Source organism: Pseudomonas sp. M47T1 (assembly GCF_000263855.1).
Lineage (GTDB): Bacteria > Pseudomonadota > Gammaproteobacteria > Pseudomonadales > Pseudomonadaceae > Aquipseudomonas.
Map to the genome: position 1 here is coordinate 363169 of NZ_AJWX01000001.1, position 17445 is coordinate 380613.

A 17445-nucleotide genomic window follows, 5' to 3' on the forward strand; every position below is an offset into this window, starting at 1 on the left:
AGAAAAGGGATGCCAGCCATTTTAGGGAGGAGCCATGTCGTAATTAAGATGCAGAATGTTGTCGTAATGACCTAATTCGCTACAAAGTGACGAATATATAGGTCAAAGTGCCTGCCCGCGATCCACTTTGCTGCTGAGGATGATGGAGGTGGTGGTCTTTTCCACGCCCTCTACGCCGCCGATCTGGTCCAGTAGTTGATCCAATTGCTCTGGCGAGTCGGTACGCAGCCAGGCCACGTAGTCGAACTCGCCGCTTACGGCGCACAGCTGCTGGACTTGGCCCATGGCGCTCAGCCGGCGGACCACTTCCTTGCCTGAACGAGGTTGCACGGTAATGCCCACGTAGGCTTGCAGGCCACCGTCCGCCAGGCGCTGGCCCAGGCGCACGCCATAACCGGTGATGACCTTGGCTTTTTCCAGGCGCGCCAGGCGCGAGGTTACCGTTGTGCGCGCGATGCCCAGCTGCCGAGCCAGCACGGCAACGCTCTCGCGGGCGTTGATTTGCAGGGCGGCGATCAGTTGGCGGTCGATTTCGTCGAGGGGCAGGGTACGGTCACTCATGAACGGGGCTCGGTGGCGGCGGGGCATCCCCGGCGAGATTGATGTGGTCGCGGGTGCTGCGTCCGGAACCCGACCGTTGGTGAACCCACGCTCGCCCAGAATGGAGTGGGAGACATCGCAAGGTTCCTCGGGCGAGCCGATTAAGGCAGTTAATCGGCTCACTGTCCAGATCAGGCAATAACTGCGCAGCAGACGTCAGCATGTGTAGCCGCTGCCGCGCCAGGCATAAAAAAACCGCGCCGTGGCGCGGTTTCTTCTCAGCGGGGCGACTCAGGCGTGCGCGAAAGCGTGCCGAGGTTGCAGCAGGCGTTCGGCTACCGGGCCGAACACCAGGCCCAGGGTAGTCCACAGCACCAACTGGATGCCCAGCGACGAGGTGCGGAATTTCCACAGCACGTCAGCCGAGAAGGTCTCGGGCACTTCGTTGATGGTGGGAAACAGCGAGGCCACCACGGCGACGATCACAATGTACAGCGCCGCACCGCTGATCACGCCTGCCCATGGGCCGGCGTTGGCGATGATCTTGCGTGCGGCGTTGATGGCGATCACGGCGGCGACCACTGAAACCAGCAGCATCATGAAGAACACTTTGGTGCGCAGGCCGATGGTGTCCGGGTTGCCCACCGACGGCGGGTTGGCCGGGTATTTGAGCTCCGGCACCACGATCAGCACGAAGAAGGCAGCCAGCGCCAGCAGCGCCGACAGGCCACGCGGGCCGACCTTGCCGATACGGCCCAGGGAGTAGGCGAACACCAGGGCAAAGATACCGCCCAGAGAAACGCTGTACACCACCACGCCAGTCAGCAGGCCGAAGGTGCTTTGCACTTCGCGGCTCACCAGCTCGGGTTCTTCGGCATCACCGTGCATGTGCGCCATGCTTTCTTCGAACGCGATGGCTCGGTCAACCTGAGGCTCACCGAAAATCTTCGCGAAACCGAAAGCGAGGAGGCCGGCCAACAGGCCGACAAGCATACCCCTGACGAGTAAACGACCAGTCATTTGAAGCACCTCGACTCAATCAGTGGCAGGGGAAGCCCAGCAGGTGACGACCATCGTGCACAAACTCGTGAACGTACATGCCCTTGAACAGAGCAGTGGCGCCTTGCTCGGCACCGACGAAGTAAATCGCCAGCATCAGCAACAGGCCGCCAAAAATCGCCCAGGGCAAAATTTCGCCCAGGGGAATGGTCGGGATCGAGACATCGGTTTGCGAAGCAGCGCTATAGGCCATGATTACCTCTGGGGATTACGCGTCCCCGCTACGGTGGAAAGGTCGGGAAAATGTCTGGCTTACGGCGTGGAGCCGACTACAGTGGCGCGACCGCGTCGGTGTTTGACCGACTTATCTTCCCGAAACAACTTGATACGGCCTGGCAAGTGTAACTGCTCGCAGATTATTTGGAGAAACTATCTCCAGTTGCAGCGAGCGGTAGCAAGGTTCAGGCACAAAAAAGCCGCGCAGCGCGCGGCTTTTGGAAGCGTGGTGGGCCCAGCAGGACTCGAACCTGCGACCAAGGGATTATGAGTCCCCTGCTCTAACCAACTGAGCTATAGGCCCCCAGTAGGTCGCGGATTATAGCGATGGTTTCTCTACAGTGCTATCCGAAAAGTCTGAAACCTTCATACGAAGAAACGAGGCGGCGAATTCTTCAGGGGCCAGGGGCACGCTGAAGATGAAGCCCTGGATCTGTTCGCAGCCTTCTTCGGCCAGAAATTGCTGCTGTGCCTGGTTCTCCACGCCTTCGGCAATCACCGTCAATTGCATGCTGCGGCCCAAGGCAATAATGGCACGCACGATGGCGGCGTCGTGGGTGTCTGCCGGCAGGCCACGAACGAACGACTGGTCGATTTTGAGGATATCCAGCGGCAGGCGCTTGAGGTAACTGAGCGAGGAATAGCCGGTGCCGAAGTCGTCGATCGCCAGTTGCACGCCTAGTTGTTTGAGCTGGTGCAGCACTGCCAAGGCTTCCTCGGCCTGGCTCATGATGAAGTTCTCGGTGATTTCCAGTTGCAGGCGGCCCGGTGCCAGGTTGTATTCGTGCAGCAGTTGCTCGATGCGCTTGAGTAGGCTTGGCTGGCGCAATTGGCCGCCAGCGAGGTTGACCGACAGGGGGCCGAAGTCCTGGTAGCGCTGTTGCCATTGGTACATCTGGCGGCAGGCCTGTTCCAGCACCCAGTCGCCGATTTGCAGGATCATGCCGTTTTCTTCGGCCAGTTGGATAAAACGCTCGGGAGGCACTTCGCCAAAAACAGGGTGACTCCAGCGAATCAACGCCTCGGCCCCAACCAGGGCATGGTCGCGCAGGCTGAATTTTGGCTGGTAAGCCAGGCTCAATTCATTGCGTTCAATGGCTCTGCGCAGTTCGTGCTCCAGGGCCACGCGCTCACTGGCCTGGGCGGTGAGGTCGCGGGTATAGGATTCCACCCGGTTGCGGCCCTTGGCCTTGGAGCGATACATCGCCGCGTCGGCATTCTTGATCAGGCTGGCCACATCGCTGCCGTCCTGCGGGTACAAGCTGGTGCCGATGCTGGCGCTGGTGAAGAACTCATGCTCGCCCGCCTGGAAGGGCGCGGCAAAGCAGGCCAGCAATTTGTTGGCGATGTGCTCGGCGTCCATGGCCTGTTGCAGGCCGGGCAGCAGAATGATGAATTCATCGCCGCCCAGGCGTGCCACGGTGTCGATGTCGCGCACTTGTTCCTTGAGACGTTGGGCAATTCCCTTGAGCAGCAGGTCGCCTACCGGGTGCCCGAGGCTGTCATTGATGTGCTTGAAACGGTCCAGGTCCAGGAACAGCACGGCGCCCTGGCCGCTGTCGTCGTGTTCGCGATTCAACGAGGCCTGCAGGCGGCTTTCGAATAGCGTGCGGTTGGGCAGGCCAGTAAGCGGGTCGTGGTGGGCCTGGTAATCCAGGCGCGCCTGGGCGTGCTTCAGACTGGAAATATCGGCAAATACCGCGACGAAATGGGTCAGTGCCTGATCGGCGTTGCGCACGGCGCTGATGGTCAGCCAGCAGGGATACAGTTCACCGTTCTTGCGGCGGTTATGGATTTCTCCCTGCCAGTGCCCTTCGGCCGTCAGGCGGTGCCACATGGCCACGTAAAACGCGCTGTCGTGCTGCCCCGACGCCAGCAGGCTGGGGGTGGCGTCCAGCGCCTCGGCCTCGCTGTAACCGGTGATTTCACTGAAGGCGCGGTTCACGGCAGTGATGCGCTGGCGGGTGTCGGTGATCAGCACGCCCTCGGCGGTGCTCTCGAACACGGTGGCGGCCAGTTGCAGTTTTTCCTGCATCAGCTGGCGGTCGGTCACGTCCCGGGCAATGGTCAGGATGCAGGGCTCTCCGCCGATGGGCAGCGGGCTGGAGGACAGTTCGCACAGGCGAATGGCGCCGTCGTTGCGGCGCAGCAGGCAGATGAAGTCCCGCACCGACCCTTCGCGCGCCAAAATATCGAGCATGCGCTTGCGCTGGTTAAGGTCTACCCACAGGCCCAGGTCCATGGCCGAGTGGTCCAGCGATACTCGACTGGTGTGGCCACTCAGGCGCGTAAAGCCATCGTTGACTTCCAGCAGCATGCCATCGCTCTGTCGGCTAAGTACCATGCCGTCGGGCGATGCATGGAAGGCCTTGGCAAATTTCTCCTCGCTGATCTGCAGCTGCTGGCGCGTTTCCTTGAGCTGTGTGATATCGCGTACCACCACCACCAGGGCCGGCGTGGCGTCCAGATCGAACGGTTCGGCCGACACCAGTCCGGTGAACATCTGGCCATTGCTGCGTCGAAAAGGCATTTCCAGGTTGCGGATGCTGCCACCTTGCACGCGCTGCAACAGCTCGGGGCCAACGCCTTCGATTCCCCATAAATTCAGCTCCGAGGCTGTACGGCCAACCACATCGGTCGCGTACAGGCCAATCTGCTCTTCGAAGGCTTTGTTGACTTCCAGCAGGCAACCGTCGCTGAGGCGGGCTATGACCAGAATATCCGGGCACTGGCGAAATACCGATGCGAACTTCTGTTCGGACTCGCGCAGGGCCTCTTCAGTGCGTTTCATCTCGCTGATGTCGATCATCAGGCCGCGCATCACTGGCTGGTGCCCGTGGCGGATCAGGCTGACGATATCGCGCACCCACAGGTGGCGACCGTCAGCGGTAATCACGCGATAATCAATGATGTGGTCGTGACCGGCCTCGGTCTCGGCGCCGCAATACGCTTGCGCACGGGCGGCATCGTCAGGGTGCAGAATACTGCGCCAAAAGCCTGGTTTGAGCCAGTGAGTCAGCGGGTAGCCCAGCAACGCCTCGGCGTGTGGCGAGACGTAGGTATAGGCGAAATCGCTGGTGCGTGCTTCCCAGGCGATCGCCGACAGGCTTTCTACCAGCCCACGGTAGTGGTATTCGCTGCTGCGCAGTTCCTGTTCCAGCGCAATGCGCCGGGAAATCTCCGAGCTCAGTCGGCGGTTGATGCGCAACACCACGGCCAGCACCGCCAGAATCAACAGCAACGCCGGCAGCCCATAGGTGAGGTAGTCATACCACAGGGTGCGATGGTCAATGACCTGGCCAACCCAGCGCTCCTGGATCTGGTTGACCTGTGCCGGTGTCAGGCTGGCCATGGCCTTGTCGAGGATGCCGGCAAGAATTTTCTGGTCGGCGGGCACGCCCATGGCCAACTGGTAGCGATAGGGCGTCTCGCCGCTGACGTAGATGCCCTGCAGTTTCAGCTGGCGCATGCTCCATACGCTGGAGGCCAGGTCGCCGACCATGGCGTCGACCTGCCCGGTGGCCAGGGCTTCAAGGGCCGAGCTGACATTGGGCAGCGGCTCCAGGTTGAGGTCGGGGTGGTTGCTACGCAGCATTTCGTGGGGCGCATAGTTTTCCACCACGGCAACCTTCAGGCCGTACAGGTCTTCAAGCTTGCGTGGTTGCGCGCCGTCCTTGCGGGCCAGTATGACAATGGGAAAATCCAGGTAGGGGCGGGTAAATGCCATGTAGGCCTGGCGGCCTGGAGTGGACATCACCCCAGGCAGTACGTCGACCCTGCTCTCTCGCGCCAGTTGCAGCACTTGTGACCAGCTGGTGGGCTCGATGGGCCTGAGCTCAACGTCCAGGCTCTGTTGCACCAGGCGAACGTAGTCGGCCGCCAGCCCCTGATAGCGGCCCTCGGCGTCACGAAACTCGAAAGGTGGCCACGACGCGTCCACGCCCAGGCGCAGCTCGTGGTGGTCCTTGAGCCAGGCCCGCTCCTGATCAGTCAGGGTGAGGGCATCGGCCATTGCTGTCCAACCCAGCAGGAGCAGCAAAAGCAGCACGCGCATGTGGGCCTCGTCAGACCGGATAGGATCCTTCGAGTGTAGACGGCCGGTGGGCAAGTGCTCGATTGTGGGGGCTGGCTTGTCAGCGAACTTTTCCCAGGCAAAGAGCTTGCTGGCAAGCCAGCTCCCATAGTCAGCAGAAAGCAAAACCCCCGGCAGGGCCGGGGGTTTTGGTATTACTCGTCGAGGAAGGAGCGCAGATGCTCGCTTCTCGTCGGGTGGCGCAGCTTGCGCAGCGCCTTGGCTTCGATCTGACGAATCCGCTCGCGGGTTACATCGAACTGCTTGCCGACCTCTTCCAGCGTGTGGTCGGTATTCATGTCGATGCCGAAACGCATGCGCAGCACCTTGGCTTCGCGTGCGGTCAGGCCGCCGAGTACTTCGCGGGTGGCTTCCTTCAGACTTTCCACGGTCGCCACGTCGATCGGCGATTGCATGGTGGAGTCTTCGATGAAGTCGCCCAGGTGCGAGTCTTCGTCATCACCGATCGGCGTTTCCATGGAGATCGGCTCTTTGGCGATCTTCAATACCTTGCGGATCTTGTCCTCAGGCATTTCCATGCGCTCGCCAAGCTCTTCCGGGGTCGGTTCGCGACCCATTTCCTGCAGCATCTGCCGGGAAATGCGGTTGAGCTTGTTGATCGTCTCGATCATGTGCACCGGAATACGGATGGTGCGTGCCTGGTCGGCGATCGAACGGGTAATGGCCTGACGGATCCACCAGGTGGCGTACGTCGAGAACTTGTACCCGCGGCGGTATTCGAACTTGTCCACCGCCTTCATCAGGCCGATGTTGCCTTCCTGGATCAGGTCCAGGAACTGCAGGCCACGGTTGGTGTACTTCTTGGCGATCGAGATCACCAGACGCAGGTTGGCTTCAACCATCTCTTTCTTCGCGCGACGGGCCTTGGCCTCGCCGATCGACATGCGACGGTTGATATCCTTGATTTCGACGATGGTCAGACCGGTCTCGGTCTCCAGGTCGACCAGCTTCTGCTGGCAACGCACGATGTCAGCGTTCAGGCGGCCCAGTGCTTCGGCCCACTTGGTGCTGCGCTTGGCCAGGTCACCGGCCCAGGTCATGTCGACTTCGTTGCTCGGGAACAGACGCAGGAAGTCGGCACGCGGCATGCGGGCATCACGCACGCACAGCTGCATGATGGCGCGCTCTTGCTGACGCAAACGGTCCAGGGCACCACGAACGCGCTCTACCAGCACTTCGAACTGCTTTGGCACCAGCTTGATCGGCTGGAACAGTTCGGCCAGGGCCAGCATCTCGGCAATGCCTTGCTTGCTGTCGCGACCGTGCTTTTTCAAGGCCTTGAGGGTGATGTCCAATTGCTCGGACACGGCACCGAAGCGCTGTGCGGCCACGACTGGGTCCGGACCGCTTTCGGTCTCTTCCTCGTCGTCGCTGCTGTCGCTCTCTTCCTCGTCGTCGTCAGACTCGGCCTTGGCCGGCGCCTTCGGGTCGACAGGCGGCGGGACTTCGGCAGGCGGCGCGATGCCGTCGTCCGGGTCGATATAGCCGCTCAGGACGTCGGACAGGCGACCACCTTCGCTGGTGACGCGATCGTATTCGCCGAGGATGTAGTCAACCGTGCCAGGGAAGTGCGCGATTGCGCCCATCACTTCACGGATGCCTTCCTCGATGCGCTTGGCGATTTCGATTTCGCCTTCGCGGGTCAGAAGCTCGACCGTGCCCATTTCACGCATGTACATGCGCACTGGGTCGGTGGTTCGACCAATGTCGGTTTCCACGGCCGCCAACGCTGCGGCGGCTTCTTCAGCTGCTGCTTCGTCGGTGTCGGCTTCGGCCAACAAAAGGGCATCCGCATCCGGAGCACTCTCGAATACGTTGATCCCCATGTCGTTGATCATGCGGATGATGTCTTCCACCTGCTCTGGATCTGAAATATCCTCAGGCAGGTGGTCGTTGACCTCCGCGTAAGTCAGGTAGCCCTGCTCACGACCGCGGGTGATCAACTCTTTGATGCGAGACTGCTGTTGCGCTTTTCCGGACATAACACCCTATCCACTGAAGGTCTTGGCGGGCAAAAAACAAGCCGAGGATTATACCCGAGCTAGGACCTCACGCGCCAGTTGAGGTCGGGGTTTGTGCGTGAACATTGCGAGTTAACAGCTTGAGAAGCTGATTTTTCTCCTCATCGCTCAATTCACCTTGCCTGGCCTTGAGGAGCAGGCGTTCCAGGCGTCGCTCGCGTTGGCGGGCGGTCAGGCTAGTTATGGTGTCGAAAAACTGTTGTTCAAGGTTGTCGGCCTCGATCAGCCATTCTTTCTCGGCCAGTACGCGCAGCAGGCGACCTTGGTCGGTGCCATGCCAGCGCGCAATCAGTTGTAGAGAGCGTAGCTTAGGATTCTTCTGCAAGGCTTCGAGCAGGGCCACCAGCAGCTGCGAGTAGGTATGTTCCTCGTCGGCAAAATGGCTGGTGCTTTCGACTTTCTCGGCCAATTGCGGGTGATGCAGCAGGGTGCGCAAGGCACTGAGCGTCGGTGGCTCGACCGAAGTCGGCACGCGCGGCGGCACCCTGGGCTCGAAATTGCGCCCGCCCTTGCCTTTCCAGTCCTTGTTGCCTTTCCAGTCCTTCTTGCCGCCGCCCTTGTTGGGTGTCCAGGCCTGCTGCTGTTGCGGCTGGAACTCCTGGGGGGCGTGCGGCTGGTGGTAATCACTGTAGTCGGGCGTGTAGTCGGGTACCGAATCGTAGTTGAACCCTGGGTCGTAGCTGGGCGGCGGTGCCTCGGTGGGGGCGCTGTGGGCCAATTGCTTGACCGCTTCGCCGCTCAGCCCGGTAATTTCGCTCAGGCGGTTGCGCATCAGGGTGCGCAGGTTGGCCCCTGGTACCTTGTCGATCAGTGGCGCTGCCAGCGTGGCCATGTGCGCCTTGCCTTCCAGTGACCGTGGGTCGGCTTCTTCGGTCAGTTGCTGGAAGAAGTAGTCGGCCAGCGGTTGGGCATGCTGGTTGATGCGTGCCTTGAAGGCGTCTGTGCCTTCGGCGCGCACCAGGGTGTCCGGGTCTTCACCTTCGGGCAGGAACAGGAAGCGCGCCTTGCGGCCGTCCTGCAGGCTGGGCAGGGCGGCTTCCAGGGCGCGCCAGGCGGCATTGCGGCCGGCCTGGTCGCCGTCGAAGCAGAACAATACGCTGGGAACCACGCGGAACAGGCGCTTGAGGTGCTCCTCGCTGGTGGCCGTGCCCAGGGTTGCCACGGCATTGCGCAGGCCTTGCTGGGCCAGGGCTATGACGTCCATGTAGCCTTCGACCACGATGATTTCGTCGAGGTTGCGGTTGTGCTTGCGCGCCTCGAACAGGCCGTATAGCTCCTGGCCCTTGTGAAATACCGGAGTTTCCGGGGAGTTCAGGTACTTGGGCTTGTCGTCACCCAGCACCCGGCCGCCGAAGGCGATCACCCGGCCGCGGCTGTCGCGGATGGGGAACATCACCCGGTCGCGGAAGCGGTCGTAGCGCTTGCCCGACTCGGCGTTCTCGATGAGCAGGCCGGCGTCGATCATGGCCTTTTGTTGCAGGGTGTCGCTGCTCAGGTGCTTGAACAGGTTGTCCCACCCGGGCGGGGCAAACCCCAGGCCGAAGTCGCGGGCAATTTCCCCGGACAGCCCGCGGCCCTTGAGGTACTCGACGGCGGCGCGGCGTGACGGGTGGGTCTTGAGTGCCTGGCGGTAATAGTCCGCGGCGGCGGTCAGCAGCGGGTACAGCGGCGAATCGGTGGGCTGGCGGGGCTTGCGGTCGCCGCGCCCGTTGTCTTCGCGAGGTACTTCCATGCCGGCCGACTTGGCCAGTTCTTCCACGGCCTGGGGGAAATCCAGGTTGTCGTGGTCCATGATGAAACCAAGGGCGTTGCCACCGGCGCCGCAGCCAAAGCAGTAGTAGAACTGCTTGTCGGGGCTGACGGTGAACGAGGGGGTCTTTTCCTTGTGGAACGGGCAGCAGGCGGAGTAATTCTTGCCGGCCTTTTTCATCTGGATGCGCGAAGTCACCACGTCGACGATGTCGGTGCGGTTCAGAAGGTCATCAATGAAGCCCTGGGGAATCAGCCCGGCCATGGTTCTCTCATCATCAGGCTAGGAAGCGTTGCTGCAGTGTAACTGTGCGTCGACCGTCGTGCTGGCCCACGCCTTCCTGTTTATCTGTCGGAAACGGCGTCGCATCCGATCAGCCGAGGCTGTTATCGAAGCGGGACGTTTGAAGCAGGAAAAAAGGGGGTGTGCTCGTCTGCAGCCCGTGAAGGCTCGTCAGTTCTGACGTGCACTCTGGCGATGAGGCCAGGTCTGACGTTTCAGGCAGGTCGCTTCGGTGCACAAGGCAGCCTAGGCATCCGTTCGGACAAAGCCCGTACGGGGTGTTGCAACAACGGCTCTTGCAACAGCAACAACTGCCGGCAGCCCGGCTGTGGGCCGGGCGAGGCAGAAGCTTGCGACGTAGTCTGTATTAGTACAGACGAACGGCGCGGCGCTGTTCGCGCTGAACTTTCTTGGCGTGACGCTTAACAGCAGCAGCTGCTTTGCGCTTACGCTCGGAAGTCGGCTTCTCGTAAAATTCGCGGCTACGAACTTCAGCCAGTACACCGGCTTTTTCGCAGGAGCGCTTGAAACGACGCAGAGCTACGTCGAAGGGTTCGTTCTCTTTAACTTTGACGGCTGGCATCTAGAGCTACCTTCATTCATTACCGGGATCGACGTGCCAATGGCAAAAACATGCGCTGAAGTACGTCGGTTTTTAAGGGTTGCGGATGTTAACCCTTAGCAGCCCGGAATGCAAAGCCTCTGATCGAAAACCGCTGGCCGGGGCACTGAGTGGCGACTATCATGCGCGCCTTCGAATTCAGCCTCAACAAGGCCATGACCCATGTTAGTACTGGGATTGGAAACATCCTGCGACGAAACCGGCGTCGCCCTCTATGACAGCGAACGTGGCCTTCTGGCCGATGCGCTGTTCAGCCAGATCGACCTGCACCGCGCCTATGGCGGGGTAGTGCCGGAGCTGGCTTCGCGCGACCACGTCAAGCGTATGCTGCCCCTGATTCGCCAGGTGCTGGCCGAGGCCGGCTGCGTGGCCACCGAGATCGACGCCATCGCCTACACCGCAGGTCCCGGCCTGGTCGGGGCGCTGCTGGTAGGCGCTTCCTGCGCCCAGGCGCTGGCCTTTGCCTGGGGTATCCCGGCACTCGGTGTGCACCACATGGAAGGGCATCTCCTGGCGCCCATGCTTGAGGCGCAACCGCCCGAATTCCCGTTCGTCGCTTTGTTGGTGTCCGGTGGCCATACCCAGCTGGTTCGGGTCGATGGCATCGGCCAATACGAGCTGCTGGGCGAGACGCTTGACGATGCGGCGGGCGAAGCGTTCGACAAGACCGCGAAGATGATCGGCCTCAATTATCCCGGTGGCCCGGAGATTGCGCGCATGGCCGCCCAGGGCGTGCCTGGCCGCTTTACCTTCCCGCGGCCCATGACTGACCGCCCCGGCCTTACCTTCAGCTTCAGCGGCCTGAAAACCTCTGCCCTGAACACCTGGCAGCAGTGCCAGGCAGCCGGGGACGACAGCGAGCAGACTCGTTGCGACATCTCGCTGGCCTTCCAGCAGGCGGTGGTGGACACTCTGACCATCAAGTGCCGTCGGGCACTCAAGCAGACCGGCCTCAGCCGCCTGGTGATCGCCGGGGGCGTGAGCGCCAACACCGCGCTGCGCGAGTCGCTGGACAGCATGCTGGGCGAGTTCAAGGGCAAGGTGTTCTACGCGCGTCCGCAATTCTGCACCGACAACGGCGCGATGATTGCCTACGCCGGCTGCCAGCGCCTGCAGGCCGGGCAGCACGAAAGCCTGGCAATCAGTGTGCAGGCACGCTGGCCGATGGAGCAGTTGCCGGCGCTGTGACAGGAGCGGGGCTCATGGCGGTGATTAGAAATGCCGTTCGCGCCCCGCCAGCAGGTCGCGTAGATTGCCGCGGTGGCGCCAGACGATCAGCAGTGTCAGCACGCTCATCGGCAACAGCGCCTGTGGTTCCTGCCACGCCAGCAACGGCAGGGTCAGGGGTGTGGCGATTAGCGAGGCCAGCGAGCTGGTGCGGGTGAGGTAGAAGGTGAGGCCCCAGGCCACCACCGCCAGCAAGGCGGCAGGCGGGTAAAGGGCCAGGATCATGCCGGCTGCTGTGGCCACGCCCTTGCCACCCTGGAAGCGGAAGTACACGGGGAACATGTGGCCGACCACGGCGCCCAGGCCTATCCAGGCCTGGTCTTGCAGGTCCAGGCCGGCCAGGCGTGCGATCAGTACCGGCAGCAGGCCCTTGCACAGGTCGCCAAGCAAGGTGAGGATGGCGAGTTTCCTGCCGGCCAGGCGCAGCATGTTGGTGGCGCCGGCGTTGCCGGAGCCGCTCATGCGCGGGTCGGGGTTACCGGTCACGCGGCTGAGCACAATGGCAAAGGACAGCGAGCCGAGCAGGTAGGCGAGGATCGCCAGTAACCAAAACATGCTAACTATTCCGGGCGAGGACGCCCCTGATTCTAACGGCGCATTGCGCCCTTGTCGTGCTGCGGAGAGAAGTGCTTGGACAGAGTGTTTATCGAGGGTCTGGAAGTCGACACCGTGATTGGTGCCTATGACTGGGAGCGGGGCATCCGTCAGTGCTTGCGCCTGGACCTGAGTTTTGCCTGGGACAACCGCCCGGCCGCCGCAGACGATGACCTGACCTTGGCCCTGGATTACGCCAGCGTGTCGACGCGTATCCTGGCCTTTGCCCAGGACAGTCAGTTCCAGCTGGTCGAGACGTTTGCCGAACGCCTGGCACAGGTGTTGATGGCCGAGTTCAACATTCCCTGGCTGCACCTCAAATTGACCAAGCCCGGTGCCGTTGCGGCCGCCAAGGGTGTAGGCGTGGAGATAGAGCGCGGATGTCGCTGACGCGGATTTACCTTGGCCTGGGCAGCAATATCGATCGTGAGGCCCACTTGTGTGCGGGCCTTGATGCCCTGGCGGCCTTCGTCCAGGACATGCAGTGTTCGGCGGTATTCGAGAGCCAGCCGGTAGGCATCAAGAGCGGGCCGTTTTTCAACCTGGTGGTCAGTGCGCTTACCGACTTGCCATTGATTGAGCTGGACCGCCGCCTGAAGTTCATCGAGGCCGACAACGGCCGCTATGCGCCTGACCGCAAGGGCCTGCCACTGGATATCGACGTACTGTTGTATGGCAACCTGGCGGGTAATTTCGACGGCCTGGTCCTGCCCCGTGCGGAGATCCTCAAGAATGCCTTCGTGTTGTGGCCCTTGGCGTTGATTGCGCCGGAGGTGGTACACCCGGGGGTGGGCAAACCGATGGCGCAGGTGTGGGCCGAGGCGCAGATCGATCAGGTGCTGGCCCCGGCGCCCTTCGAATGGCGCGGCCAGCAACTCACCCGGATTTGAACCCCGTAGGGGCTGCCGTCAGGCTGCGAAGGCTCGCAACGCGTGCCCGCGGTCCACATGACACCGCCGAAGGTCCTGCGGGCCTTTTCGCAGCCTGGCGGCAGCTCGGGGAGCAGTGGCGGTTATGTAGGGTGCTGTGCCGCTTTGTAGGCGTGCAGGGCCTTCAGGCGTTCGGCCTTGAGGGCCTCGCCCAACTGCTGGCCAGTGAAGCCAGCCTCCACTAGCGGCTTTACCGCCACCGCGCGCGCCACATCAGCGGCACCGCGCAGATAGTTCGCTTGCTCGCGCCCCAGCCCCGCCATTTCGCGAGCCTTGACGAACTCTTCGAAACGCTGCGGCCTGCGGTACACGTCGAAGCTCTGTAGCAGCTCCAGCAAGTTCGCCGCCTCCAGCGTCAGGGAGCGATCTGCGTCTTCACTGTATTGCCCCACCAGCATCGCCAGCTCCTGGCAGTCGCGGGGCACCTTGAAGCGTTCGTTGATGGCCTTGCCCAGGCCACCCACGAGGCACGCCCAGCGCACGCTCAGCGGTTGCTCATGGCGGGCGGCCTGGGCCAGTGCATCAACGTTGTGAAGCGAGGCAAGTTCGGGCATCAGTACGTTGAGCGCGCCACAATCATGCAGCACCTGAATGAACACCTCGGGCCGGTTTTCCATCAGGGCGCGTGATATCTCTTTCCAGCTGCGCTCAGGTGTCAGCGCCTCAAGCTCTCCCGATTCGCTCAGCTCGCGCATCAGCTCCAGGGTTTGTGGCGCCACCGAGAAGCCCAGTTCGGCATAGCGGGCGGCGAAGCGGGCGACACGAAGCACTCGCAGGGGATCCTCGGCGAACGCCGGCGAAACATGACGCAATAGGCGCGCTTCCAGGTCTTCCTGGCCGTGGTAGGGATCCACGATCTGGCCGTGATCATCCTCGGCCATGGCGTTGATGGTCAGGTCGCGGCGGATCAAGTCTTCTTCGAGGGTGACGTCGGGGCTGGCGTGAAACACGAAGCCGCCATAGCCTCGTCCGCTCTTGCGTTCGGTGCGCGCCAGGGCATATTCCTCGCCGCTCTTGGGGTGCAGGAACACCGGGAAGTCGGCGCCTACCGGCCGATAGCCCAAGGCGTGCATTTGCTCAGTGCTGGCACCCACTACCACCCAATCGATATCAGTGACCGCGCGGCCCAGAAGACGGTCGCGAACAGCGCCGCCCACTTTGAAAATCTGCATGAAAAAACCTCCGTAGGCCCCACAGGATAACCTGCCTGGGCCTACGGAGGCTGGGTGCCTTGGTCAGAGATGAACGACAGCGAGGTCAAGGCGCCCGTAGTCACCTTCGCTGTGTTCCGTCTTTGGGGGGACGTGGTGGGTTTTCATCACTTGGTCCCCCTGCAGGGTTTCCAGGTGAATGTCGAAGCCCCACAGCCGGTGCAGGTGCTTGAGCACCTCATCGGTGGACTCGCCCAAGGGCTTACGGTCATGTTGCTGGTGGCGCAGTGTCAGCGAGCGATCGCCGCGCCGGTCGATGCTGTAAATCTGCACGTTGGGTTCGCGGTTGCCCAGGTTGTACTGGGCGGCCAGGGTTTCGCGGATGGTGCGGTAGCCGCCTTCGTCGTGAATCGCCGGCACCAGCAGGTCGTCCCGCTGATCGTCGTCCATGATGCTGAACAGCTTCAGATCGCGGATGACTTTGGGTGACAGGTACTGCAGGATGAAGCTTTCGTCCTTGAAGCTGCTCATAGCGAACTTGACGGCAGAAAGCCAATCACTGCCAGCAATGTCGGGGAACCAGTGGCGATCTTCCTCGGTGGGCTCTTCGCACATGCGGCGGATGTCGCGGTACATGGCGAAGCCCAGCGCATAGGGGTTGATGCCATTGTAATAGGGGCTGTCGAAACCCGGCTGGAACACCACGCTGGTGTGCGATTGCAGGAATTCCATCATGAAGCCGTCGGTGACCAGGCCTTCGTCGTACAGGTCGTTCATCAACGTGTAGTGCCAGAACGTGGCCCAGCCCTCGTTCATCACCTGGGTCTGGCGTTGCGGGTAGAAGTACTGGGCAATCTTGCGCACGATGCGTACCACTTCGCGCTGCCAGGGTTCCAGCAGGGGGGCATGCTTCTCGATGAAGTAAAGAATGTTCTCCTGGGGTTCGGCCGGGAACCGCGCGTTGTCGCGCTCGCTGTTCTTGTCGGCGCTCTTGGGGATGGTGCGCCACAGGTCGTTGATCTGCTTTTGCAGGTGCTCTTCCCGGTCCTTCTGGCGCCGCCGTTCTTCCTCCGCGGAGATAGGGTAGGGCCGCTTGTAGCGGTCCACACCGTAGTTCATCAGTGCGTGGCAGGAGTCGAGCAGGTCTTCCACGGCGTCGATGCCGTGGCGCTCCTCGCACTGCATGATGTACTGCTTGGCGAACACCAGGTAGTCGATGATGGAGCTGGCGTCGGTCCAGGTGCGGAACAGGTAGTTGCCCTTGAAGAAGCTGTTATGCCCGTAGCAGGCATGAGCCACCACCAACGCCTGCATGCAGATGGTGTTTTCTTCCATCAGGTAGGCGATGCAGGGGTCGGAGTTGATCACGATTTCGTACGCCAGGCCCATCTGGCCTCGCGTGTAGGACTTTTCGGTGCTCAGGAAGTGTTTGCCATACGACCAGTGATGGTAGCCCAGGGGCATGCCCACGGAGGCGTAGGCGTCCATCATCTGTTCGGCGGTGATCACTTCGATCTGGTTGGGGTAGGTATCCAGCGCATAGCGCTCGGCAATACGGCTGATTTCCCGGTCGTAGGCCTGGATCAGTTCGAAGGTCCACTCGGAGCCCGTGGACAGAGGTTGGCGTTTTTGCTCTCTGGCGGTCATGTGGCTAACCTGCGCTGGAAGAGTTCACGGAAGACCGGGTAGATATCCCCGGCCGACACCAGCTGCTGCTGGGCGAACGTGTCGGCAAAGCTTTCGCCGATGCGTTCGTACTCGAACCACAATGCCTGATGTTCGCGCGGAGTGATCTCCACGTAAGTGTAGTACTGGACGAACGGCATGATCTGTTTGGTCAGGATCTCGCGGCAGATAGGCGAATCGTCGTTCCAGTTATCACCGTCCGAAGCCTGCGCGGCATAGATGTTCCACTCATTGGTGGGGTAGCGCTCGGCCATGATCTCCTGCATCAGCTTCAGGGCGCTGGAGACGATGGTGCCGCCGGTTTCACGGGAATAGAAAAACTCTTCTTCGTCCACTTCGCGCGCACTGGTGTGGTGACGGATGAACACCACTTCGATCTTGTCGTAGTTGCGCTTGAGAAACAGGTACAACAGGATGAAGAACCGCTTGGCGATGTCCTTGGTGGCCTGGGTCATGGACCCGGACACGTCCATCAGGCAGAACATCACCGCCTTGGAGCTGGGGTTGGGGTGCTTCACCAGCAGGTTGTACTTGAGGTCGAAGGTGTCGAGGAACGGCACCCGGTGGATGCGTGCGCTGAGGCGTTGGATTTCCGCCTCCATTTCCTGGATATCGCCGAAATTATCCGGTTCTTCCCGTCGCAGACGCTCCAGTTCCGATTTGGCTTCGCGCAGCTTGGCGCGGCTGCTGCCGGACAGGGCGATGCGCCGCGCATGGGCCGAGCGCAGGGTGCGGATGATGTTGATGCGTGAGGGGTTGCCTTCATTGCTGATGCCGGCCCGCACGGTCTTGAAGGTGTCGGTGCCGCTTAGGTTGCGTTTGACCAGGTTGGGCAGTTCGAGGTCTTCGAACATGAACTCCAGGAATTCTTCCTGGGTGATCTGGAAGACGAACTCGTCCATGCCTTCGCCGGAGTTGCCCGCCTTGCCGGGGCCCTTGCCGCCCCCGCCGCCCCCTTGGGGCCTGGCGATGTGTTCGCCGGCGGTAAATTCCTTGTTGCCGGGGTGGACCACAGTCTGCTTGCCGCCGCGGCCATGATGCAGCACCGGCTCGTCGATATCCCGGCCGGGAATGCTGATCTGTTCACCGTGTTCCATGTCGGTGATGGAGCGACGGCTCACCGCCTCTTCCACCGCCTTCTTGATGTGGTCACGGTAGCGCCGCAGGAATCGCTGGCGGTTTACCGTGCTCTTGTTCTTGCCATTCAGGCGTCGGTCGATCACGTAGCTCATAGGCCCTCCGGGCAGCTGCAAGCCTTAAGCTGCAAGCCGCAAG

Annotated in this window: 14 protein-coding genes and 1 tRNA gene; 3 read left to right on the forward strand and 12 right to left on the reverse strand. The window is 61.7% G+C overall.

The genetic code is table 11. The annotated features are described in order from the left end of the window. Positions 1-102: 102 nt before the first annotated feature. The 8 genes from PMM47T1_RS01675 to rpsU form a co-directional block, all read right to left on the reverse strand. Positions 103-561, reverse strand: a complete 459-nt coding sequence (locus tag PMM47T1_RS01675) for an Lrp/AsnC family transcriptional regulator (protein ID WP_008365174.1) — start codon at positions 559-561, stop codon at positions 103-105. 270 nt (positions 562-831) lie between these two features. Continuing rightward, positions 832-1560, reverse strand: a complete 729-nt coding sequence (locus tag PMM47T1_RS01680; RefSeq protein ID WP_043300601.1) for a CbtA family protein — start codon at positions 1558-1560, stop codon at positions 832-834. A 19-nt stretch (positions 1561-1579) separates the two neighbouring features. Further along, a complete protein-coding gene (locus PMM47T1_RS01685) occupies positions 1580-1792 on the reverse strand; it encodes a CbtB domain-containing protein (RefSeq protein WP_008365178.1) in 213 nt (70 codons plus the stop codon). 250 nt (positions 1793-2042) lie between these two features. Beyond that, a tRNA-Ile gene (locus PMM47T1_RS01690) sits at positions 2043-2119 on the reverse strand. Positions 2120-2134: 15 nt separating this feature from the next. Then, complete coding sequence (locus PMM47T1_RS01695) at positions 2135-5869, reverse strand: bifunctional diguanylate cyclase/phosphodiesterase (protein ID WP_008365181.1); 3735 nt, start codon at positions 5867-5869, stop codon at positions 2135-2137. Between the two features lie 173 nt (positions 5870-6042). Beyond that, positions 6043-7890 (reverse strand): RNA polymerase sigma factor RpoD, encoded by a 1848-nt coding sequence (rpoD, locus tag PMM47T1_RS01700; protein ID WP_008365183.1) that lies wholly within the window; start codon positions 7888-7890, stop codon positions 6043-6045. Positions 7891-7957: 67 nt separating this feature from the next. After that, positions 7958-9943: a DNA primase gene (dnaG, locus tag PMM47T1_RS01705; protein WP_008365185.1), complete on the reverse strand. Its 1986-nt coding sequence runs from the start codon at positions 9941-9943 to the stop codon at positions 7958-7960. Positions 9944-10328: 385 nt separating this feature from the next. Then, a complete protein-coding gene (rpsU, locus tag PMM47T1_RS01710) occupies positions 10329-10544 on the reverse strand; it encodes a 30S ribosomal protein S21 (protein WP_002551877.1) in 216 nt (71 codons plus the stop codon). Positions 10545-10745: 201 nt separating this feature from the next. On the opposite strand from rpsU, the gene tsaD reads away from it, so the two are divergent. Beyond that, the gene (tsaD, locus tag PMM47T1_RS01715; RefSeq protein ID WP_008365188.1) at positions 10746-11771 is read left to right on the forward strand and encodes a tRNA (adenosine(37)-N6)-threonylcarbamoyltransferase complex transferase subunit TsaD; all 1026 of its coding nucleotides are present in this window, start codon (positions 10746-10748) and stop codon (positions 11769-11771) included. A gap of 24 nt (positions 11772-11795) precedes the next feature. On the opposite strand, the gene plsY is transcribed toward tsaD, so the two are convergent. Continuing rightward, entirely contained in the window at positions 11796-12365 is a 570-nt protein-coding gene (gene plsY, locus PMM47T1_RS01720; protein ID WP_008365190.1) for a glycerol-3-phosphate 1-O-acyltransferase PlsY, read from the reverse strand. Positions 12366-12440: 75 nt separating this feature from the next. Between plsY and folB the strand changes: the two genes are divergently transcribed. After that, positions 12441-12794 (forward strand): dihydroneopterin aldolase, encoded by a 354-nt coding sequence (gene folB / locus PMM47T1_RS01725; protein WP_008365192.1) that lies wholly within the window; start codon positions 12441-12443, stop codon positions 12792-12794. Next, positions 12785-13294 carry a 2-amino-4-hydroxy-6-hydroxymethyldihydropteridine diphosphokinase gene (gene folK / locus PMM47T1_RS01730; RefSeq protein WP_008365194.1) on the forward strand — a complete coding sequence of 170 codons (510 nt, stop codon included), beginning with the start codon at positions 12785-12787 and terminating at the stop codon, positions 13292-13294. Before folB ends, folK begins: the two co-directional genes overlap by 10 nt. Positions 13295-13416: 122 nt before the next feature. On the opposite strand, the gene PMM47T1_RS01735 is transcribed toward folK, so the two are convergent. The 3 genes from PMM47T1_RS01735 to PMM47T1_RS01745 form a co-directional block, all read right to left on the reverse strand. Continuing rightward, entirely contained in the window at positions 13417-14505 is a 1089-nt protein-coding gene (locus PMM47T1_RS01735) for a hypothetical protein (protein WP_008365196.1), read from the reverse strand. 63 nt (positions 14506-14568) lie between these two features. Then, positions 14569-16131: a SpoVR family protein gene (locus PMM47T1_RS01740; RefSeq protein ID WP_008365198.1), complete on the reverse strand. Its 1563-nt coding sequence runs from the start codon at positions 16129-16131 to the stop codon at positions 14569-14571. Beyond that, positions 16128-17402, reverse strand: coding sequence for a YeaH/YhbH family protein (locus tag PMM47T1_RS01745; protein WP_008365200.1), 1275 nt, complete (start codon positions 17400-17402; stop codon positions 16128-16130). The genes PMM47T1_RS01740 and PMM47T1_RS01745 overlap by 4 nt, the downstream gene beginning before the upstream one ends. Positions 17403-17445: the final 43 nt, after the last annotated feature.